Here is a 20,559-nt window from a genome sequence, read left to right on the forward strand (position 1 = left end):
AATCGGTGAGTTAGCGTTTACCGACTCTGTCGGCGCTTTCCGGGTGCGTTCGCTTGGTGCCCTCGGTGGGATTCGAACCCACACTGGACGGGTTTTGAGTCCGTTTCCTCTGCCAGTTGGGATACGAGGGCTTGATCCGGTCTCCTACTCTAGAGGAGCCACGTCCCGACTCACCGCCCCCCGAGGTTCCCGATCGCGCCCGCTCACGACACAATGTCCGTCATGACCGGCCCCACCACCGACGCCGATGCCGCTGTCCCACGTCGGGTCTTGATCGCGGAAGATGAAGCGCTCATCCGCATGGACCTGGCCGAGATGTTGCGAGAGGAGGGATATGAAATTGTCGGCGAGGCCGGCGACGGCCAGGAAGCCGTCGAGCTGGCCGAGCTGCACAAGCCCGACCTGGTGATCATGGACGTGAAGATGCCGCGCCGGGACGGGATCGACGCCGCATCCGAAATCGCCAGCAAACGTATTGCCCCGATCGTGGTGCTGACCGCGTTCAGCCAGCGTGATCTGGTCGAACGTGCGCGTGATGCCGGGGCGATGGCATACCTGGTAAAGCCTTTCAGCATCAGCGACCTGATTCCAGCGATTGAATTGGCGGTCAGCCGGTTCAGGGAGATCACCGCGTTGGAAGGCGAGGTGGCGACGCTATCTGAACGGTTGGAAACCCGCAAGCTGGTGGAACGAGCAAAAGGCCTGCTGCAGACCAAACATGGGATGACCGAGCCGGACGCTTTCAAGTGGATTCAACGTGCCGCCATGGATCGGCGCACCACCATGAAGCGGGTGGCCGAAGTCGTGCTGGAAACCCTCGGAACACCCAAAGACACCTGAGGGCGAGCAGACGCAAAATCGCCCATTTCGTACCCGAAATGGGCGATTTTGCGTCTGCTCGCGGAACCTAGCGCGCGACGATCACCGACGAGCCGTGCCCGAACAGGCCCTGGTTGGCGGTGACGCCGACCTTGGCGTCCGCCACCTGCCGGCCGGTGGCCTGACCGCGCAGCTGCCAGGTCAGCTCGCAGACCTGCGCGATCGCCTGGGCGGGAATCGCCTCACCGAAACACGCCAGCCCGCCCGACGGGTTGACCGGGACCCTGCCGCCGAGGGTGGTCGCGCCGCTGCGCAGCAGCGCCTCGGCCTCACCCTTGGGGCAGAGCCCCAGGTGTTCGTACCAGTCGAGTTCCAACGCGGTGGACAGGTCGTAGACCTCGGCCAGGCTTAAGTCTTCTGGACCAATACCGGCCTCCGCGTAGGCAGCGTCGAGGATCTGATCCTTGAACACCCGCTCCGGAGCCGGCACCGCGGCGGTGGAATCCGTTGCGATATCCGGCAATTCGGGCAAATGTTGCGGGTATTTCGGGGTAACGGTGCTGATCGCGCGCACCGACGGCACGCCCGCCACCGAGCCAAGGTGCTTCTCGGTGAAAGACTTGCTGGCCACGATGAGTGCGGCCGCACCGTCGGAGGTGGCGCAGATGTCAAGCAGCCGAAGCGGATCCGAGACCACCGGGCTAGCCAGCACGTCGTCGATCGAGTTCTCTTTGCGGTAGCGGGCGTTCGGGTTGTCTAGGCCGTGCCGGGAGTTCTTGACCTTCACTTGAGCGAAGTCCTCGACTGTGGCGCCGTACAGGTCCATGCGCCGGCGCGCCAGCAGCGCGAAGTACACCGTGTTCGTCGCCCCGATCAGATGGAAGCGCTGCCAGTCGGGGTCGCCCTTGCGCTCGCCGCCCACGGGCGCGAAAAAGCCCTTCGGTGTGGTGTCGGCGCCGATCACCAGCGCCACGTCACAGAAACCGGCCAAGATCTGCGCGCGAGCACTCTGCAGCGCTTGGGAACCGCTGGCACACGCGGCGTAGCTGGAGCTGACCGGCACACCGGTCCAGCCGAGCTTCTGGGCGAACGTGGCACCGGCGACGAAGCCCGGATACCCGTTGCGGATGGTGTCCGCTCCGGCGACCAGCTGCACGTGCCGCCAGTCCACGCCGGCGTCCCGCAACGCGGCGCGGGCGGCGACCACGCCATACTCGGTGAAGTCATTACCCCATTTCCCCCACGGGTGCATACCGGCACCCAGGATGTAAACGGGTTCCGGCGCGCTCATCCTCATCGGCGCCGCTCCTCAGCATCGCTGCGCTCTGCATCGTCGCCGGCGCGCGATGGGATCCGCCACGCGTAGACGATGCGCTGCACACCGTCGTCGTCGGCGAACAGCGGCATGGTCGTCAGCTCCATCTCCATGCCGACCTTCAGATCGGCGGCCAGCGTGCCATCGACCACTTTGCCCAGCACGATCAGTCCCTCGTCGGCCAGTTCCACCGCGGCCACGGCGAACGGCTCAAAGGGGTCGGGTGCCGGGTACGGCGGTGGCGGGGCGTACCGGTTTTCGGTGTAGCTCCAAAGCTTTCCGCGGGTCGACAGTCCGACCGACTCTAGTGTGTCGCTGCCGCAAGCCGGATTCGGACAATTGTCCGCCCGGGGTGGGAAGACGTACGTGCCGCACTGGGGACACTTGCCGCCGAGCAGATGCGGGTTGCCGGCCTTATCGGTGGTGAACCATCCATCGATTGCCGGTTCTTCACGGGTGACCTCTGGCACCGGTCCAGCCTACCGAGCCCGGGCGTAAAACTGAAACGTGTTGCAGTTCTGCTGGCACCTGCGCCCGCATTCCACGTCAGCGTCGGTGCATAAAGTGTGAGCCGTGGTGACTACTGCCAGTGCCCCCAGCGAGGATCGAGCCAAGCCGACGCTGATGTTGCTGGATGGCAATTCGCTGGCGTTTCGGGCGTTCTACGCACTGCCCGCGGAGAACTTCAAGACCCGCGGCGGGCTGACCACCAACGCCGTCTACGGCTTCACCGCCATGCTGATCAACCTGCTGCGCGATGAAGCCCCGACGCACATCGCGGCGGCTTTCGACGTGTCCCGGCAGACCTTCCGCTTGCAACGCTACCCGGAGTACAAGGCCAACCGATCGTCGACCCCCGACGAGTTCGCTGGCCAGATCGACATCACCAAAGAAGTGCTGGGCGCACTCGGCATCACCGTGCTCTCCGAGCCGGGGTTCGAGGCCGACGACCTCATCGCCACGCTGGCCACCCAGGCCGAGAACGAGGGCTACCGGGTGCTGGTGGTCACCGGGGATCGTGACGCACTGCAACTGGTCAGTGACGATGTGACGGTGCTCTACCCCCGCAAGGGCGTCAGCGAACTTACGCGCTTCACACCGGAGGCCGTCGTCGAAAAGTACGGGCTCACCCCTAGGCAGTACCCGGACTTCGCCGCGCTGCGCGGCGACCCCAGCGATAACCTGCCCGGCATACCCGGGGTGGGGGAGAAGACCGCCGCCAAATGGATCGCCGAGTACGGCTCGCTGCGGTCACTGGTGGACAACGTTGACGCCGTGCGCGGCAAGGTGGGCGATGCGCTGCGGGCGAACCTGGCCAGCGTGGTGCGCAACCGTGAGCTCACCGACCTGGTTCGCGACGTGCCGCTGGCCCAGACCCCGGACACGCTGCGGCTGCAGCCCTGGGATCGCGACCACATTCACCGGCTCTTCGACGACCTGGAGTTTCGGGTGTTGCGCGACCGGTTGTTCGACACGTTGGCCGCGGCCGGGGGACCCGAGGTCGACGAGGGGTTCGACGTGCGCGGCGGCGCGTTGGCGCCCGGCACGGTTAGGCAATGGTTGGCCGAGCACGCCGGCGACGGGCGCCGAGCGGGCCTGACGGTGGTGGGTACCCATCTGCCGCACGGTGGGGACGCTACCGCTATGGCCGTCGCCGCCGCCGACGGCGAAGGCGCTTACCTCGATACCGCGACGCTGACGCCCGACGACGACGCCGCGTTGGCGGCCTGGCTAGCGGATCCAGCTAAACCCAAAGCCTTGCATGAGGCAAAGGCGGCCGTTCATGACCTGGCGGGTCGTGGTTGGACCTTGGAGGGCGTCACCTCCGACACCGCACTGGCGGCCTACCTGGTGCGGCCGGGGCAGCGCAGCTTCACCCTCGACGACCTCTCGCTGCGCTATCTGCGTCGCGAGCTGCGTGCGGAAACACCGCAGCAGCAACAACTTTCACTGCTCGATGACGACGATACGGACGCCGAGACCATTCAAACGACGATCCTGCGGGCGCGGGCAGTCATCGACCTGGCCGACGCGCTGGACGCCGAGTTAGCGCGTATCGACTCCACCGCGCTGCTGGGGGAGATGGAGCTGCCGGTCCAGCGGGTGCTGGCGAAGATGGAAAGTGCCGGTATCGCCGTCGACCTGCCCATGTTGACCGAGCTGCAAAGCCAGTTTGGCGACCAGATCCGCGACGCCGCCGAGGCCGCCTACGGCGTGATCGGCAAGCAAATCAACCTGGGCTCACCCAAGCAGCTGCAGGTCGTGCTGTTCGACGAACTGGGCATGCCGAAGACCAAACGCACCAAGACCGGCTACACCACGGATGCCGACGCGCTGCAGTCGTTGTTCGACAAGACCGGGCATCCGTTTCTGCAACATCTGCTCGCCCACCGCGACGTCACCCGGCTCAAGGTCACCGTCGACGGGTTGCTCCAAGCGGTGGCCGCCGACGGCCGCATCCACACCACGTTCAACCAGACGATCGCCGCGACCGGCCGGCTCTCCTCGACCGAACCCAACCTGCAGAACATCCCGATCCGCACCGACGCGGGCCGGCGGATCCGGGACGCGTTCGTGGTCGGGGACGGCTACGCCGAGTTGATGACGGCCGACTACAGCCAGATCGAGATGCGGATCATGGCGCACCTGTCCGGGGACGAGGGCCTCATCGAGGCGTTCAACACCGGGGAGGACCTGCATTCGTTCGTCGCGTCCCGGGCGTTCGGCGTGCCCATCGACGAGGTCACCGGCGAGCTGCGGCGCCGGGTCAAGGCGATGTCCTACGGGCTGGCTTACGGGTTGAGCGCCTACGGCCTGTCGCAGCAGTTGAAAATCTCCACCGAGGAAGCCAACGAGCAGATGGACGCGTATTTCGCCCGATTCGGCGGGGTGCGCGACTACCTGCGCGCCGTAGTCGAGCGGGCCCGCAAGGACGGCTACACCTCGACGGTGCTGGGCCGTCGCCGCTACCTGCCCGAGCTGGACAGCAGCAACCGTCAAGTGCGGGAGGCCGCCGAGCGGGCGGCGCTGAACGCGCCGATCCAGGGCAGCGCGGCCGACATCATCAAGGTGGCCATGATCCAGGTCGACAAGGCGCTCAACGAGGCACAGCTGGCGTCGCGCATGCTGCTGCAGGTCCACGACGAGCTGCTGTTCGAAATCGCCCCCGGTGAACGCGAGCGGGTCGAGGCCCTGGTGCGCGACAAGATGGGCGGCGCTTACCCGCTCGACGTCCCGCTGGAGGTGTCGGTGGGCTACGGCCGCAGCTGGGACGCGGCGGCGCACTGAGTGCCGAGCGTGCATCTGGGGCGGGAATTCGGCGATTTTTCCGCCCTGAGTTCACGCTCGGCGCAATCGGGACCGAGTTTGTCCAGCGTGTACCCGTCGAGTAGCCTCGTCAGGTACCAATCTGTCCCTACGACCCAACCCTGTCCGGAGCAACCCAACAATATGCCGAGTCCCACCGTCACCTCGCCGCAAGTAGCCGTCAACGACATAGGCTCTAGCGAGGACTTTCTCGCCGCAATAGACAAAACGATCAAGTACTTCAACGATGGCGACATCGTCGAAGGCACCATCGTCAAAGTGGACCGGGACGAGGTGCTCCTCGACATCGGCTACAAGACCGAAGGCGTGATCCCCGCCCGCGAACTGTCCATCAAGCACGACGTCGACCCCAACGAGGTCGTTTCCGTCGGTGACGAGGTCGAAGCCCTGGTGCTCACCAAGGAGGACAAAGAGGGCCGGCTCATCCTCTCCAAGAAACGCGCGCAGTACGAGCGTGCCTGGGGCACCATCGAGGCGCTCAAGGAGAAGGACGAGGCCGTCAAGGGCACGGTCATCGAGGTCGTCAAGGGTGGCCTGATCCTCGACATCGGGCTGCGCGGTTTCCTGCCCGCCTCGCTGGTGGAGATGCGCCGGGTGCGCGACCTGCAGCCCTACATCGGCAAGGAGATCGAGGCCAAGATCATCGAGCTGGACAAGAACCGCAACAACGTGGTGCTGTCCCGTCGCGCCTGGCTGGAGCAGACCCAGTCCGAGGTGCGCAGCGAGTTCCTGAATAACTTGCAAAAAGGCACCATCCGAAAGGGTGTCGTGTCCTCGATCGTCAACTTCGGCGCGTTCGTCGATCTCGGCGGTGTGGACGGTCTGGTGCATGTCTCCGAGCTATCGTGGAAGCACATCGACCACCCGTCCGAGGTGGTCCAGGTTGGTGACGAGGTCACCGTCGAGGTGCTCGACGTCGACATGGACCGTGAGCGGGTTTCGTTGTCACTCAAGGCGACTCAGGAAGACCCGTGGCGGCACTTCGCCCGCACTCACGCGATCGGGCAGATCGTGCCGGGCAAGGTCACCAAGTTGGTTCCGTTCGGTGCATTCGTCCGCGTCGAGGAGGGTATCGAGGGCCTGGTGCACATCTCCGAGCTGGCCGAGCGTCACGTCGAGGTGCCCGATCAGGTGGTTGCCGTCGGCGACGACGCGATGGTCAAGGTCATCGACATCGACCTGGAGCGCCGTCGGATCTCGTTGTCGCTCAAGCAAGCCAATGAGGACTACACCGAGGAGTTCGACCCGGCGAAGTACGGCATGGCCGACAGTTACGACGAGCAGGGCAACTACATCTTCCCCGAGGGCTTCGATGCCGAAACCAACGAATGGCTTGAGGGATTCGAAAAGCAGCGCGCCGAATGGGAAGCTCGGTACGCCGAGGCCGAGCGCCGGCACAAGATGCACACCGCGCAGATGGAGAAGTTCGCCGCCGCCGAGGCGGCTGGACGCGGCGCGGACGATCAGTCGTCGGCCAGTAGCGCACCGTCGGAAAAGACCGCGGGTGGATCACTGGCCAGCGACGCCCAGCTGGCGGCCCTGCGGGAAAAACTCGCCGGCAGCGCTTGATCTTGCAGCTGATCGCGTTCACGTAATGCTGCGCATCGGGCTGACCGGCGGCATTGGCGCCGGGAAGTCGTTGCTGTCCACGACGTTCTCGCAATGCGGCGGAATCGTTGTCGACGGCGATGTGTTGGCGCGTGAAGTGGTCCAGCCGGGCACCGAGGGGCTGGCCTCGCTGGTCGACGCGTTCGGTCGCGACATCCTGCTTGCAGACGGAGCGCTGGACCGGCAGGCGTTGGCGGCCAAGGCGTTTCGAGATGACGAGTCGCGCGGTGTGCTCAACGGAATCGTGCACCCGCTGGTCGCCCGGCGCCGATCCGAGATCATCGCGGCGGTTTCGGGGGACGCGGTTGTGGTCGAAGATATTCCACTGCTGGTGGAATCCGGGATGGCGCCATTGTTTCCGCTGGTGGTGGTGGTGCACGCCGACGTCGAGCTACGGGTGCGACGGCTGGTCGAGCAACGCGGCATGGCCGAAGCCGACGCCCGGGCTAGGATCGCTGCGCAGGCCAGCGACCAGCAGCGTCGTGCCGTCGCCGACGTCTGGCTGGACAACTCGGGCAGCCCAGAGGATTTGGTGCGGCGGGCCCGCGACGTCTGGAACACGCGCGTCCAGCCCTTCGCGCACAACCTGGCCCAACGTCAGATTGCGCGCGCGCCGGCTAGGTTGGTGCCGGCGGATCCAAGCTGGCCGGATCAGGCGCGGCGCATCGTCAACCGGCTAAAGATCGCGTGCGGGCATAAGGCCTTGCGAGTTGACCACATTGGGTCAACCGCCGTGTCGGGCTTCCCCGATTTTCTAGCCAAGGATGTCATCGACATCCAGGTCACCGTCGAATCACTTGACGTGGCCGACGAGCTGGCCGAGCCCTTGCTGGCCGCCGGCTACCCACGCCTCGAGCACATCACCCAGGACACCGAAAAGACCGACGCTCGCAGCACCGTCGGCCGCTACGACCACACCGACAGTGCCGCTCTGTGGCACAAGCGCGTGCACGCCTCGGCGGATCCCGGTCGGCCGACCAACGTGCACCTGCGGGTGCACGGCTGGCCCAACCAACAGTTCGCCCTGCTGTTCGTCGACTGGCTGGCGGCCAATCCCGGCGCGAGAGAAGACTATTTGACGGTCAAGTGTGACGCCGACAGGCGCGCCGACGGTGAGCTCGCGCGCTACGTCACCGCCAAGGAGCCGTGGTTCCTGGATGCCTACCAGCGGGCATGGGAGTGGGCGGATGCGGTGCACTGGCGTCCCTGAACGAGGGCCTGCCGCACTGGGCGATGACGCCATCGATCGAGCAGGCCGCGCAGCTGTCATCCCCGGCCAGCCTCATCTGAGGCTTCCAGCTCGGGGGCGCCGGCGCCCGGGGCGGTGGGCGCTTCTGCTACCCGAGCCGGCACGCGCGCTTCATGAGCCGCTGCGCCAGGTCAGCTCCATCCCCTTGGTGGCCAGCCAGCGGGTGAGGTCATAGCCGTTGCGGGCCAGGCCCTCGACGGCGTCGACTGCGTGCCGCACCGCCTGCTCGGCGACCGTCGGGGTCAACAGGCCGTGGCGGACGGCGTCGAGTAGTTCGTCGACGTCGGCGAGCTCGGCCCCGCCGCCGGTGCGGACTTCGATGTCGAGGTAGTGGTCTTCGGAACGCCATACGGAAGGGCCCGGTGTGTATTCGCCGACGTCCAGATAGTAGTCGTGATCGCGTTTGTGGCTGGGATTGAAGTGAAAGACAGTGGCGCGTAGGCCCAACGACGGCAACAGCCACGACTCGAGGTAGTGGAATTGGGCACGGCCCGGGGTGGGCCGGGCCAGGTAGAGCCCCCACGGATGCACCGTGTACTCATCGACCGCCCGCACTATGCCCTTCGGATCGGTATTGGTGTGGGCGATCAGGTCGAACGTCTCGTGCTTGGGTGGGTGAATGGCTCACCCTATCTGGTCGCACGAGGCGTGCCGGTACATCGACACGCCGGTACTGGTGGCATTCTGCGCACGCTCGCCGCACGGTGTGTCCGCGGGTGGCTCTAGGCTGGTTGGCGTGGCTTTCGCTACCGAGCATCCGGTGGTCGCGCATTCGGAGTATCGCGCGGTCGAGGAGATTGTGCGCGCCGGCGGTCACTTCGAGGTGGTCAGTCCGCATGCTCCGGCCGGCGACCAGCCGGCCGCAATCGACGAGCTGGAGCGGCGGATCAACGCGGGGGAGCGTGACGTGGTGTTGCTCGGCGCCACCGGCACCGGGAAGTCGGCGACCACCGCGTGGCTGATCGAACGCCTGCAGCGGCCCACCCTGGTGATGGCGCCCAACAAGACGTTGGCCGCCCAGCTGGCGAACGAACTGCGAGAGATGTTGCCGCACAACGCCGTCGAGTACTTCGTCTCGTACTACGACTACTACCAGCCGGAGGCGTATATCGCGCAGACCGACACTTATATCGAAAAGGATAGCTCCATCAACGACGACGTGGAGCGGCTGCGGCACTCCGCGACCTCGGCGCTGCTGTCGCGTCGTGACGTGGTGGTGGTGGCTTCGGTGTCCTGCATCTACGGCCTGGGCACACCGCAGTCCTACCTGGACCGCTCCGTCGAGCTGAAGGTGGGCGAGGAAGTGCCGCGCGATGGGCTGCTGCGGCTGCTGGTCGACGTGCAATACACCCGAAACGACATGTCCTTTACTCGCGGCTCGTTTCGGGTGCGCGGCGACACCGTCGAGATCATCCCCTCCTACGAAGAGCTGGCGGTTCGCATCGAGTTCTTCGGCGACGAGATCGAGGCGCTGTACTATCTGCACCCGCTGACCGGCGAGGTTATCCGCCAGGTCGACTCGCTGCGGATCTTTCCCGCTACCCATTACGTCGCCGGTCCGGAGCGGATGGCGCATGCCGTCTCGGCCATCGAGGAAGAACTCGCCGAGCGACTCGCCGAGCTTGAGAGCCAGGGCAAGCTGCTGGAGGCGCAGCGGCTGCGGATGCGCACCAACTACGACATCGAAATGATGCGGCAGGTCGGGTTCTGCTCGGGCATCGAGAACTACTCCCGCCACATCGACGGTAGGGGGCCCGGCACGCCGCCCGCGACCCTGCTCGACTATTTCCCCGAGGATTTCCTGCTCGTTATCGACGAGTCACATGTCACCGTGCCGCAGATCGGCGGCATGTACGAGGGCGACATCTCCCGCAAGCGCAACCTGGTGGAGTACGGTTTCCGGCTGCCGTCGGCGTGCGACAACCGTCCGCTGACCTGGGAGGAGTTCGCTGACCGGATCGGGCAGACGGTGTATCTGTCTGCCACCCCGGGGCCCTACGAGCTCAGCCAGACCGGCGGCGAGTTCGTCGAGCAGGTGATCCGGCCGACCGGTCTGGTGGACCCGAAAGTGGTAGTCAAGCCGACCAAAGGGCAGATCGACGACCTGATCGGCGAGATCCGCACACGGGCAGACGCCGACCAGCGGGTGCTGGTGACGACGCTGACCAAGAAGATGGCCGAAGACCTCACCGACTACCTGCTGGAGATGGGCATTCGGGTGCGCTACCTGCATTCGGAGGTCGACACGTTGCGCCGGGTCGAGTTGTTGCGCCAGCTGCGTCTGGGTGACTACGACGTGCTGGTCGGCATCAACCTGCTCCGCGAGGGCCTAGACCTGCCCGAGGTGTCGCTGGTGGCGATCCTCGACGCCGACAAAGAAGGATTCCTGCGGTCAAGCCGCAGCCTGATCCAGACCATCGGACGCGCCGCTCGCAACGTGTCCGGCGAGGTGCACATGTACGCCGACAAAATCACCGACTCGATGAGGGAAGCCATCGACGAGACCGAACGCCGGCGGGCCAAGCAGATCGCCTACAACGAGGCCAACGGAATCGACCCACAGCCGCTGCGCAAAAAGATCGCCGACATCCTCGATCAGGTCTATCGGGAGGCCGACGACACCGCCGTCGTCGAGGTCGGCGGATCCGGGCGCAACGCATCCCGCGGCCGGCGGGCTCAGGGTGAGCCCGGCCGGGCGGTCAGCGCCGGCGTGTTCGAGGGCCGCGACACCTCCGCCATGCCGCGCGCTGAGCTGGCCGACCTAATCAAAGACCTCACCGCACAGATGATGGCGGCCGCGCGCGACCTGCAGTTCGAGCTGGCGGCCCGGTTCCGCGACGAGATCGCCGACCTCAAGCGGGAGCTGCGGGGGATGGACGCGGCCGGCCTGAAGTGACCGAAACAGCGAGCGAGACCGGCAGCTGGCGTGAGCTACTGAGCAGGTATCTGGGCACCTCCATAGTGCTGGCCGGTGGCGTCGCGCTTTACGCCACCAACGAGTTTCTGACAATCAGCCTGCTGCCGAGCACAATCGCCGACATCGGGGGTAGCCGGCTGTACGCCTGGGTGACAACCCTGTATCTGGTCGGGTCGGTGGTGGCGGCGACCACCGTCAATACGATGTTGCTGCGCGTCGGGGCGCGCTCGTCGTATCTGATGGGGTTGGCCGTCTTCGGTCTGGCCAGCCTGGTATGTGCGGCGGCGCCGAGCATGCAGATTCTGGTGGCCGGGCGTACCTTGCAAGGAATAGCCGGTGGGCTGCTGGCCGGCCTAGGCTACGCGCTGATCAACTCGACCTTGCCCAAGTCGCTGTGGACCCGTGGCTCAGCACTGGTGTCGGCGATGTGGGGGGTCGCGACGCTGATCGGACCGGCGACCGGAGGCCTTTTCGCGCAGCTCGGGCTGTGGCGATGGGCGTTCGGCGTGATGACGTTGCTGACCGCGTTGATGGCCATGTTGGTGCCGGTCGCGCTCGGTGCCGGGGGGGTCGGCCCGGGCGGCGAGACGCCGGTGGGCAGCACACACAAGGTGCCGGTGTGGTCGCTATTGCTGATGGGGGCCGCCGCACTGGCGATCAGCGTCGCCGCGCTTCCGAACTACCTCGTCCAGACGGCCGGGCTGCTAGCCGCCGCCGCGCTGCTGGTTGCGGTGTTTGTGGTAGTCGACTGGCGGATACACGCAGCGGTGTTGCCGCCCAGCGTATTTGGCTCCGGACCGTTGAAATGGATTTACCTGACCATGTCGGTGCAGATGATTGCGGCAATGGTCGATACCTACGTGCCGCTGTTCGGTCAGCGACTGGGACACCTGACCCCGGTGGCAGCCGGGTTCTTGGGTGCCGCGCTGGCGGTGGGCTGGACGGTCGGTGAGGTCGCCAGCGCCTCGTTGAACAGTGCACGAGTTATCGGGCATGTCGTGGCAGCCGCACCGCTGGTGATGGCGTCGGGGTTGGCGCTAGGCGCCGTCACCCAGCGCGCCGATGCGCCGGTGGGGATCATCGCGCTGTGGGCGCTGGCGCTGCTGATCATCGGGACCGGCATCGGGATCGCCTGGCCGCATCTAACGGTGCGCGCTATGGATTCTGTCGCCGACCCGGCCGAGAGCAGCGCGGCGGCCGCGGCGATCAATGTCGTACAGCTGATCTCCGGTGCTTTCGGCGCCGGGCTGGCCGGTGTGGTGGTCAACACTGCCAAGGGCGGCGAAGTGGCGGCGGCTCGTGGGCTATACATGGCATTTACGGTGCTGGCCGCCGCTGGTGTCATCGCCTCCTACCAGGCCACGCACCGCGACCGGCGCTTACCGCGTTGACTTGACCACCTGCGAGTAGTGGAACTGCCAGCGCTCGACGATGCGGAAGCCGAGGTAGCTCGGGAACCGGTATACGGGCGTGCGCCCGAAGCCTGTTCCCGGTGACAACATTTCGCCGACCTGATGATCGGGCAACGACTTGTCACGATTGGCTATCGTCCACAGCGTGGGGCACTTGTCGATCTTGGCCGTCGTAAGCCACACAGCGACATGGCCATCCCACAAAGTGCCGACCTTGGGGCCGTAGGTGCCGCGCTCGACGTCAATCAGCGACCGGAACGCCGCCGGCCGGGTGGCCAGCAGGGCGCGGATGGGCCCGGGTCGCCAACCCGCGGTGTTGTCCACCAGCAGGCAATCCCCGGGCTTGGCATGGGCGCTGATGACATCTGCCACCTGGCTGTAATCCCAGCCCTCTTTCGCGTACGGCCCCCGCTGTGTGAAGAAGTAGTTCGGAAACGCTGCGGCGGCAAGGAGAAACACGACCCCGGCGATGAGCCACGGCTTGCGGGCGATGGTGACGACGCAAACCGCCAGGATGACGGCCGCGGCGGGGGCGGTGAGGATCAGGTAGCGCGGGTAGTAGATCGGTTCGACGGTCGCCGAGTAGATGAGGACGACGGCGGTGGGCACGACGATCCAGGCTGCGCTGACGAGCACGAGCCGGTGGGTATCGCCACCGGGTCCACGAGCTCCGGCCAGATGCGCCGCGATGCCGGCAGCGACGATGAGGCCCGCGAGGATGGCGAACGGAACACTGTGATCGAAATACTGGCGGTGTATGACGTCGAGAATGATGTTTCTGTTCAACCCTGCGATCCACCCGACCTGCCAAACCTGGCCGTGGGCGAACAGTATGAACGGTGTCATGGCCCCGAGCGCGGCTGCCGTGACGACCGTCCACCAGATCACGGGAGATTTGCGTGATTTCCCGGACGCCAGCAGCGGCACCATCGTCGCATAGGCCGGTACCAACAGGGCCAGGTTGATACTGACCAAGATCGACAGCATCAAAACCAGCGCGTAGAGCAGCCACCGCCGCTGGGTGTTGCACCGCACCGCGGCCACGAGTAATACGGTCAGCCAGACGGCGGCTGCTACCGACAGCGCGGAGGAGCGTGCTTCGATTCCGGCCCACGTCACCCTGGGCAGAATCGCGAACACGGCTCCCGCACACACCGCCGTGGTGCGTCCCGAAAACTGTTTGGCAAAAACCACCACGCCGGCGGCGGCCGCTCCAATGGCCAGGCAGCTGGGAAGCCGCGACCATAATTCGGTGGGCGGAAATATGGCGAACCAGCCATGCATCAACAGGTAGTACAGGCCGTGCACGGCGTCGATATGGCCCAGCAGACTCCATAGCTCTGGCAATGTCCGGCTGGCTGAAGCCGAGATCGTTGCCCCCTCGTCGAACCACAACGATGGCCTGCTTGCCCAGGCGCCGCTGATGACCGCGGCCAGCACTGCAATCGCCAGCGGGTCGAGCAGCCGGCCGCGCATCCGCGCCACCAACTCGTCGACGTGTGCTGCCGCGGGCTGCTCCAGAGTGGAGGCGGACATGATGCGGGTCACCTTAGGGTCCGCGCGATGATCCTGGTCACCGGCGGTTCGGCGACTGGGCAGCCCGGCGTGCGGCGGTGCGCCGGGACGACTCGCATGCATTTCCCAAAAAGCCTTGCACAGCAACATTTTCCGCGATCAGCGTGCGTATTGAATCGTCGTGTCATCGCCACCATTGTCGGCTGGTTCACCGCGATCGGGCAAATGAGGGTTGCGCCACGCCGTTGCGGTGTGATTAATCTGACCTATCTATATCCGGCAACGCGATACTGTCTGGGGTTGGCGTAGCAACCGACACCTGGGAGGGTAAATGAGCGCCTATAAGACCGTGGTGGTAGGAACCGACGGTTCGGACTCGTCGATGCGAGCGGTAGATCGCGCTGCCCAGATCGCCGGCGCAGACGCCAAGTTGATCATCGCCTCGGCATACCTACCTCAGCACGAGGACGCTCGCGCCGCCGACATTCTGAAGGACGAAAGCTACAAGGTGACGGGCACCGCCCCGATCTACGAGATCTTGCACGACGCCAAGGAACGAGCGCACAACGCCGGTGCGAAAAACGTCGAGGAACGGCCGATCGTCGGCGCCCCGGTCGACGCGTTGGTGAACCTGGCCGATGAGGAGAAGGCGGACCTGCTGGTCGTCGGCAATGTCGGTCTGAGCACGATCGCGGGTCGGCTGCTCGGATCGGTACCGGCCAATGTGTCACGCCGGGCCAAGGTCGACGTGCTGATCGTGCACACCACCTAGCGGCCGTTACCAGCCGCGCGCACGCCATTCGCTGAGGCTGGGGCGTTCGGCACCCAGCTCCGTGTCGTCACCGTGGCCGGGGTAGATGACGGTGGAGTCGGCGTACACGTCGAAAACCCGGGTGGTGACGTCGTCGAGCAGTTGGGTGAAGTCGGCAGGTTGCCAGGTTTTGCCGACACCGCCGGGGAACAAGCAGTCGCCGGTGAAGAGCTGTGTGACGCCTCCGGTCACCGGCCCGCCGAGGGCCAGCGCGATCGATCCGGGTGTGTGTCCGCGCAAGTGGATGACGTCGAATGTCAGCTCGCCGATGCGCACGCTGTCGCCGTGGGTGAGCAACCGGTCCGGTTTGACCGGCAGCGGGTCGGCGTCGATCGGATGGGCCGCGGTCGGCGCCCCGGTGGCCGCGGCCACCGCTTGCAGCGCCTGCCAGTGGTCGAAGTGCTGGTGACTGGTAACGATCAGGGCCAGCTTCGGCGCGTACCGCCGGACCAGGTCGATGAGGACCTCCGCGTCATTGGCGGCGTCGATCAGCAGGGTTTCTCCGGTCGCTGAACACGTCACCAGGTAGGCGTTGTTGTCCATCGGGCCCACCGATGCCTTGAGGATCGTGGCGCCGGGCAGGAAGCGACGCGCCGCCTTGCCGCGTTCGACGTGTCCGGTGTAGTTGTCGTCGACTGTTGTCATATGCGCCACTGCTCCTATGCCGGCTGCGCCGGCATCATCGTCGTTGGCGCGGGTCATATGCGCCGACGTTACGACGTTACCGGTCCCCTGATGGTTGTCGGTACGGGCACATAGCATGGGATACGGCCTTTGGCCGGCGAGATGAGTTTCAGTGAAAGGGACAGCGTGGCTGACCGCCTGATCGTCAAGGGTGCGCGCGAACACAATCTGCGCAGCGTCGACCTCGACCTGCCCCGCGACGCGCTGATCGTCTTCACCGGGTTATCCGGATCGGGCAAGTCCTCGCTCGCGTTCGACACCATCTTCGCCGAGGGGCAGCGGCGTTACGTGGAGTCGCTGTCGGCCTACGCCCGCCAATTTCTCGGGCAGATGGACAAGCCGGACGTCGACTTCATCGAGGGGCTGTCTCCGGCGGTGTCCATCGACCAGAAGTCGACCAACCGCAACCCACGATCGACGGTCGGGACCATCACCGAGGTGTACGACTACCTGCGGCTGTTGTATGCGCGCGCGGGCACGCCGCACTGCCCGACCTGCGGGGAGCGAGTCGCGCGCCAAACCCCGCAACAAATCGTCGATCAGGTGCTGGCCATGCCGGAGGGCACTCGGTTTCTGGTGCTGGCCCCGGTGGTGCGTACCCGCAAGGGCGAGTTCGCCGATCTGTTCGATAAGCTCAACGCCCAGGGCTACAGCCGGGTGCGGGTCGACGGTGTGGTGCATCCGCTGACCGATCCGCCGAAGCTGAAAAAGCAGGAAAAGCACGACATCGAGGTGGTGGTGGACCGTCTCACCGTCAAGGCCGCCGCCAAGCGGCGGCTCACCGATTCGGTGGAAACCGCGCTGAATTTGGCCGACGGGATCGTGGTGCTCGAATTCGTCGATCATGAACTGGGTGCACCGCATCGCGAGCAGCGGTTCTCCGAGAAGCTGGCCTGCCCCAACGGGCACGCGCTGGCCGTCGACGACCTGGAGCCGCGGTCGTTCTCGTTCAACTCGCCCTACGGCGCCTGCCCCGAATGCAGTGGTCTGGGCATCCGCAAGGAGGTCGACCCGGAGCTGGTGGTGCCCGATCCGGATCGCACCCTGGCGCAGGGTGCGGTGGCGCCGTGGTCGAACGGCCACACCGCGGAGTACTTCACCCGGATGATGGCCGGCCTTGGCGAGGCGCTCGGGTTCGACGTCGACACGCCCTGGCGCAAGCTGCCGGCCAAGGCCCGCAAGGCGATTCTGGAAGGCGCCGACGAGCAGGTGCACGTGCGCTACCGCAACCGCTACGGACGCACCCGGTCGTATTACGCCGATTTCGAGGGTGTGCTGGCGTTCCTGCAACGCAAGATGTCCCAAACCGAGTCCGAGCAGATGAAGGAGCGCTACGAGGGTTTCATGCGGGACGTGCCCTGCCCGGTGTGTGCGGGCACCCGGCTCAAGCCCGAGATTCTGGCGGTGACGCTGGCTGGGGAGTCCAAGGGGGAGCACGGCGCCAAGTCCATCGCCGAGGTGTGTGAGCTGTCGATCGCCGACTGCGCGGACTTCCTGAACGCGCTCACGCTGGGTCCGCGCGAGCAAGCGATCGCCGGGCAGGTGCTCAAGGAGATCCGGTCGCGGCTCGGGTTTCTGCTCGACGTCGGGCTGGAGTACCTGTCGCTGTCCCGGGCGGCGGCCACGCTGTCCGGCGGTGAGGCACAACGTATCCGGCTGGCCACCCAGATCGGCTCCGGCCTGGTGGGTGTGCTCTACGTGCTCGACGAGCCGTCCATCGGGCTGCACCAGCGCGACAACCGTCGTCTTATCGAAACCCTCACCCGGTTACGGGATTTGGGGAACACTTTGATCGTCGTCGAGCACGACGAGGACACCATCGAGCATGCGGACTGGATCGTCGACATCGGCCCGGGGGCCGGTGAGCACGGTGGCCGCATCGTGCACAGCGGGCCCTACGATGAACTGCTACGCAACAAGGATTCGATCACCGGCGCCTACCTGTCCGGCCGGGAAAGCATTGAGATACCGGCGATTCGGCGTTCCGTCGACCCCCGTCGTCAACTCACCGTCGTCGGCGCCCGCGAGCACAACTTGCGCGGGATCGATGTGTCTTTCCCGCTGGGTGTGCTGACCTCGGTGACCGGTGTCTCGGGTTCGGGCAAGTCGACGTTGGTCAACGACATCCTGGCCGCGGTGCTGGCCAACCGCCTCAACGGCGCCCGGCAGGTCCCCGGCCGGCACACCCGGGTCACCGGGCTGGACTATCTGGACAAGCTGGTGCGGGTGGACCAATCGCCGATCGGGCGCACACCGCGATCCAACCCGGCCACCTACACCGGTGTGTTCGACAAGATCCGCACCCTGTTCGCCGCCACCACCGAGGCCAAGGTCCGCGGCTATCAACCCGGACGATTCTCGTTCAACGTCAAGGGCGGTCGCTGCGAGGCCTGCACCGGCGACGGCACCATCAAGATCGAGATGAACTTCCTGCCCGACGTGTACGTGCCGTGCGAGGTCTGCCAGGGGGCCCGGTACAACCGCGAAACCCTCGAGGTGCACTACAAGGGCAAGACCGTCTCGGAAGTGCTGGACATGTCCATCGAGGAAGCGGCGGAGTTCTTCGAGCCGATCGCCGGCGTCCATCGCTATCTACGCACCCTGGTCGACGTGGGCCTGGGCTACGTGCGGCTCGGCCAGCCCGCGCCCACGCTGTCCGGCGGTGAGGCCCAGCGGGTCAAGCTGGCCTCGGAGCTGCAGAAGCGCTCCACCGGGCGCACCGTCTACATCCTCGACGAGCCGACGACGGGACTGCACTTCGACGACATACGCAAGCTGCTCAACGTGATCAACGGCCTGGTCGACAAGGGCAATACGGTGATCGTCATCGAACATAACCTGGACGTGATCAAGACATCGGATTGGATCATCGACCTGGGCCCGGAGGGCGGTGCCGGCGGCGGAACCGTTGTCGCCCAAGGCACTCCGGAGGACGTTGCCGCGGTGCCGGCGAGCTACACCGGGAAGTTTCTCGCTGAGGTCGTCGGCGGCGGTGCCTCGGCCGCCACATCGCGGTCGAACAGACGGCGCAACGTCAGCGCCTGAGCTGGACTATCGCCGCGCGTCAAGTCTGTGCTCACGGCGGCGAACTGGGTGCGGTCTCACTCATCGGTGTGCATCGACTCACGGATCTGAGCTAGCCGTTCGGCTGCCGCGCGCTGCCGCTGCGCGTACTGATCTTCGAGCCGGCGGCCTTGCGGGCTCTCGGCGTCGAGTTCGGTTGCCCCCAGGGCCGTTCCGTATCGGGTTTCGATCTTCTCGCGGACGGATTCGAAGGTCGGTACCCCAGCGCTGTCGTACCGCGGATCGGACTCGGAATTCGGCGTCGTGGCTTCCGGTGGTGTCGGTTCGTCGGGCATGCTCTGGCAATGCTCCTATCTGCCGGTACCGGCGATCTGCTGTGTCGTACCCGGCAACGGGATCTTAGGCACTCCCGGAGTGGCCAGTTGGCCGGCCAGCCATGGCAGCGCCGCAGCGAAAACCCGGTCGGCGAAAGGCCAGTCGTGCTTGCCCGGTTGTGGAACCACGGCGCAGTAGATGCCGTTGGCGCGGCCGAGGGCGCACAGTGCATTGGCGGCAGCGGCCTGGTTGCCTGGGTTGGCGGCGGCATCGCGACCGGCCAGCCGCATCGTGGTGGTATCGGCGACAGCGTTGTCGGGCGAGGGTGGACCCGGCGAAGAGATCGCGAACCAACCCGACAGTCCGGTGTAGCTGCCATGCCGGGTGATCACCGTCGTCGGGTCAAACGCCGACCAGGCGTCTTCGTTGCCGCCGAACAACCTGACGATGGTTTGCGTCTTGTTGCCAGCGTTCGGGTAGAAATCACCGGCGATGTCGACAAACGCGCTAAACAGTGTCGGGTGCATGACGGTCAGATCCACCGCGCAGGTCCCACCCATCGACCAACCCACGATGCCCCAGCTGGTCTGTTCGGGACTGACGCCGAATTTCGAGACCATGTAGGGCACAACATCTTTAGTCAAGTGGTCGGCCGCGTTGCCACGCCGTCCATTGACGCATTCGGTGTCGTTGTTGAACGCGCCGCCGGAATCCACGAATACCACGACGGGAGCATTGCCGCTGTGGGCGGCCGCAAAGTCGTCGAGCGTCTTCACCGCGTTACCGGCTCGCGCCCAATCGGCGGGTGTGTTGAATTGACCGCCGATCATCATCACCGTCGGCAGCTGCGGCGGCGGAGGGTTCTCGGAACGATGCTCTCGGTCGAACCAGGCCGGCGGCAGGTACACCAGTTCGCCGCGATGCTTGAAGTGTGATGCGTCGGAAGGGATCACCACTGGCAACAACGTGCCGTGCGACGGCCGCACCCCACTGTGCGCCAGTGCGGCAACAGCGGCCTGATCGGCCTGGTCGGGCAACGGGCCGGAGGTGAGCTGGTTCCACGCGGTCTGCACGGTCGGGAAGTAGCCAACCCACAGGTTGAGCGTCAAGGTCGCGCTGAGCAGACAGAGGGGCACGGCCAGCAGCGACGCGCCGCGGCGCCACCACCGCGCGCTGCGCCAGCCCAGGATCAACACCGTCGCCGCCGCGCCGGTCAACGCGACCCAGATCCACAGCGTGCTCGGCGGCCGTTCGTTGGCCAGGCCGTTGCCGGTGACATACCAGCGCGTCCCCCATGCCAGGGTGGCCCCGATAGCGGCGGCCGTCGGCAGCCACCGCCGTTGCCAGTGACGTGATCGCCACCCTGCCGCCAGCACCAGCACGACCGCGGTCACGACCTGGACAGCGAGCGGCACCCAACCGTGCATCAGCGATGTGTGGCCTACTGCTAACGGCTGCGTCGCGGCTGGCGGCGTCGACGCGGTCACCAGTTCATTCTGAGCCATTTCGGGCGGTGATTTGTTGGGGGTTTCCTGTGATCCGACGGACGCCCACCGGCTCCGG

The 20,559-nt window shown here is 65.9% G+C and carries 15 protein-coding genes, 1 tRNA gene and 1 other annotated feature; of the genes, 8 read left to right on the forward strand and 8 right to left on the reverse strand.

Translation table 11 applies throughout. The features are described 5' to 3' along the window. Positions 1 to 57: 57 nt before the first annotated feature. A tRNA-Leu gene (leuV, locus tag Rvnt20) sits at positions 58 to 131 on the reverse strand. A 91-nt stretch (positions 132 to 222) separates the two neighbouring features. On the opposite strand from leuV, the gene Rv1626 reads away from it, so the two are divergent. Further along, complete coding sequence (locus Rv1626; RefSeq protein ID NP_216142.1) at positions 223 to 840, forward strand: two-component system transcriptional regulator; 618 nt, start codon at positions 223 to 225, stop codon at positions 838 to 840. Between the two features lie 67 nt (positions 841 to 907). On the opposite strand, the gene Rv1627c is transcribed toward Rv1626, so the two are convergent. Together Rv1627c and Rv1628c are read right to left on the reverse strand one after the other, a co-directional pair. Then, positions 908 to 2,116: a nonspecific lipid-transfer protein gene (locus Rv1627c; protein NP_216143.1), complete on the reverse strand. Its 1,209-nt coding sequence runs from the start codon at positions 2,114 to 2,116 to the stop codon at positions 908 to 910. Then, on the reverse strand, positions 2,113 to 2,604 hold the full coding sequence (locus Rv1628c; RefSeq protein ID NP_216144.1) for a hypothetical protein: 492 nt from the start codon (positions 2,602 to 2,604) through the stop codon (positions 2,113 to 2,115). Before Rv1628c ends, Rv1627c begins: the two co-directional genes overlap by 4 nt. Beyond that, positions 2,117 to 2,168 (reverse strand) — a repeat region (52 bp Mycobacterial Interspersed Repetitive Unit,Class II). It overlaps the preceding gene by 52 nt. Positions 2,605 to 2,707: 103 nt before the next feature. On the opposite strand from Rv1628c, the gene polA reads away from it, so the two are divergent. The 3 genes from polA (at position 2,708) to coaE (ending at position 8,279) form a co-directional block, all read left to right on the forward strand. Then, the gene (gene polA / locus Rv1629; protein ID NP_216145.1) at positions 2,708 to 5,422 is read left to right on the forward strand and encodes a DNA polymerase I; all 2,715 of its coding nucleotides are present in this window, start codon (positions 2,708 to 2,710) and stop codon (positions 5,420 to 5,422) included. 162 nt (positions 5,423 to 5,584) lie between these two features. Beyond that, positions 5,585 to 7,030, forward strand: a complete 1,446-nt coding sequence (rpsA, locus tag Rv1630) for a 30S ribosomal protein S1 (RefSeq protein NP_216146.1) — start codon at positions 5,585 to 5,587, stop codon at positions 7,028 to 7,030. A gap of 25 nt (positions 7,031 to 7,055) precedes the next feature. Then, on the forward strand, positions 7,056 to 8,279 hold the full coding sequence (gene coaE / locus Rv1631; RefSeq protein NP_216147.1) for a dephospho-CoA kinase CoaE: 1,224 nt from the start codon (positions 7,056 to 7,058) through the stop codon (positions 8,277 to 8,279). A 150-nt stretch (positions 8,280 to 8,429) separates the two neighbouring features. On the opposite strand, the gene Rv1632c is transcribed toward coaE, so the two are convergent. Further along, positions 8,430 to 8,873: a hypothetical protein gene (locus Rv1632c; RefSeq protein ID NP_216148.1), complete on the reverse strand. Its 444-nt coding sequence runs from the start codon at positions 8,871 to 8,873 to the stop codon at positions 8,430 to 8,432. 244 nt (positions 8,874 to 9,117) lie between these two features. Here Rv1632c and uvrB point away from each other — a divergent pair, with 244 nt between their 5' ends. Together uvrB and Rv1634 are read left to right on the forward strand one after the other, a co-directional pair. After that, entirely contained in the window at positions 9,118 to 11,214 is a 2,097-nt protein-coding gene (gene uvrB / locus Rv1633) for an excinuclease ABC subunit UvrB (RefSeq protein NP_216149.3), read from the forward strand. Continuing rightward, positions 11,211 to 12,626 (forward strand): multidrug-efflux transporter, encoded by a 1,416-nt coding sequence (locus Rv1634; protein ID NP_216150.1) that lies wholly within the window; start codon positions 11,211 to 11,213, stop codon positions 12,624 to 12,626. Before uvrB ends, Rv1634 begins: the two co-directional genes overlap by 4 nt. Here the strand turns inward: Rv1634 and Rv1635c are convergent. Continuing rightward, a complete protein-coding gene (locus tag Rv1635c; RefSeq protein NP_216151.1) occupies positions 12,615 to 14,285 on the reverse strand; it encodes a mannosyltransferase in 1,671 nt (556 codons plus the stop codon). The genes Rv1634 and Rv1635c overlap by 12 nt on opposite strands. A gap of 208 nt (positions 14,286 to 14,493) precedes the next feature. Between Rv1635c and TB15.3 the strand changes: the two genes are divergently transcribed. After that, positions 14,494 to 14,934: an iron-regulated universal stress protein gene (gene TB15.3 / locus Rv1636; protein ID NP_216152.1), complete on the forward strand. Its 441-nt coding sequence runs from the start codon at positions 14,494 to 14,496 to the stop codon at positions 14,932 to 14,934. 6 nt (positions 14,935 to 14,940) lie between these two features. Here TB15.3 and Rv1637c read toward each other — a convergent pair whose 3' ends face one another. Beyond that, positions 14,941 to 15,735: a hypothetical protein gene (locus Rv1637c; protein ID NP_216153.1), complete on the reverse strand. Its 795-nt coding sequence runs from the start codon at positions 15,733 to 15,735 to the stop codon at positions 14,941 to 14,943. A 48-nt stretch (positions 15,736 to 15,783) separates the two neighbouring features. Between Rv1637c and uvrA the strand changes: the two genes are divergently transcribed. Next, the gene (uvrA, locus tag Rv1638; RefSeq protein ID NP_216154.1) at positions 15,784 to 18,702 is read left to right on the forward strand and encodes an excinuclease ABC subunit UvrA; all 2,919 of its coding nucleotides are present in this window, start codon (positions 15,784 to 15,786) and stop codon (positions 18,700 to 18,702) included. A gap of 56 nt (positions 18,703 to 18,758) precedes the next feature. Here the strand turns inward: uvrA and Rv1638A are convergent, their stop codons facing one another. After that, the gene (locus Rv1638A) at positions 18,759 to 19,016 is read right to left on the reverse strand and encodes a hypothetical protein (RefSeq protein ID YP_177650.1); all 258 of its coding nucleotides are present in this window, start codon (positions 19,014 to 19,016) and stop codon (positions 18,759 to 18,761) included. A gap of 15 nt (positions 19,017 to 19,031) precedes the next feature. Further along, the gene (locus Rv1639c; RefSeq protein ID NP_216155.1) at positions 19,032 to 20,501 is read right to left on the reverse strand and encodes a hypothetical protein; all 1,470 of its coding nucleotides are present in this window, start codon (positions 20,499 to 20,501) and stop codon (positions 19,032 to 19,034) included. Positions 20,502 to 20,559 lie beyond the last annotated feature (58 nt).

Source organism: Mycobacterium tuberculosis H37Rv, assembly GCF_000195955.2.
Classification (GTDB): domain Bacteria; phylum Actinomycetota; class Actinomycetes; order Mycobacteriales; family Mycobacteriaceae; genus Mycobacterium; species Mycobacterium tuberculosis.

What these genes read in the sequence shown, in the direction of transcription:
- Rv1626 (NP_216142.1), top strand. Translation starts at nt 223, where the DNA reads ATGACCGGCCCCACCACCGACGCCGATGCCGCTGTCCCACGTCGGGTC.
- Rv1627c (NP_216143.1), bottom strand. Translation starts at nt 2,116, where the DNA reads ATGAGGATGAGCGCGCCGGAACCCGTTTACATCCTGGGTGCCGGTATG.
- rpsA (NP_216146.1), top strand. Translation starts at nt 5,585, where the DNA reads ATGCCGAGTCCCACCGTCACCTCGCCGCAAGTAGCCGTCAACGACATA.
- coaE (NP_216147.1), top strand. Translation starts at nt 7,056, where the DNA reads ATGCTGCGCATCGGGCTGACCGGCGGCATTGGCGCCGGGAAGTCGTTG.
- Rv1635c (NP_216151.1), bottom strand. Translation starts at nt 14,285, where the DNA reads ATGCATGCGAGTCGTCCCGGCGCACCGCCGCACGCCGGGCTGCCCAGT.
- TB15.3 (NP_216152.1), top strand. Translation starts at nt 14,494, where the DNA reads ATGAGCGCCTATAAGACCGTGGTGGTAGGAACCGACGGTTCGGACTCG.
- Rv1637c (NP_216153.1), bottom strand. Translation starts at nt 15,735, where the DNA reads ATGCTATGTGCCCGTACCGACAACCATCAGGGGACCGGTAACGTCGTA.
- Rv1638A (YP_177650.1), bottom strand. Translation starts at nt 19,016, where the DNA reads ATGCCCGACGAACCGACACCACCGGAAGCCACGACGCCGAATTCCGAG.
- Rv1639c (NP_216155.1), bottom strand. Translation starts at nt 20,501, where the DNA reads ATGGCTCAGAATGAACTGGTGACCGCGTCGACGCCGCCAGCCGCGACG.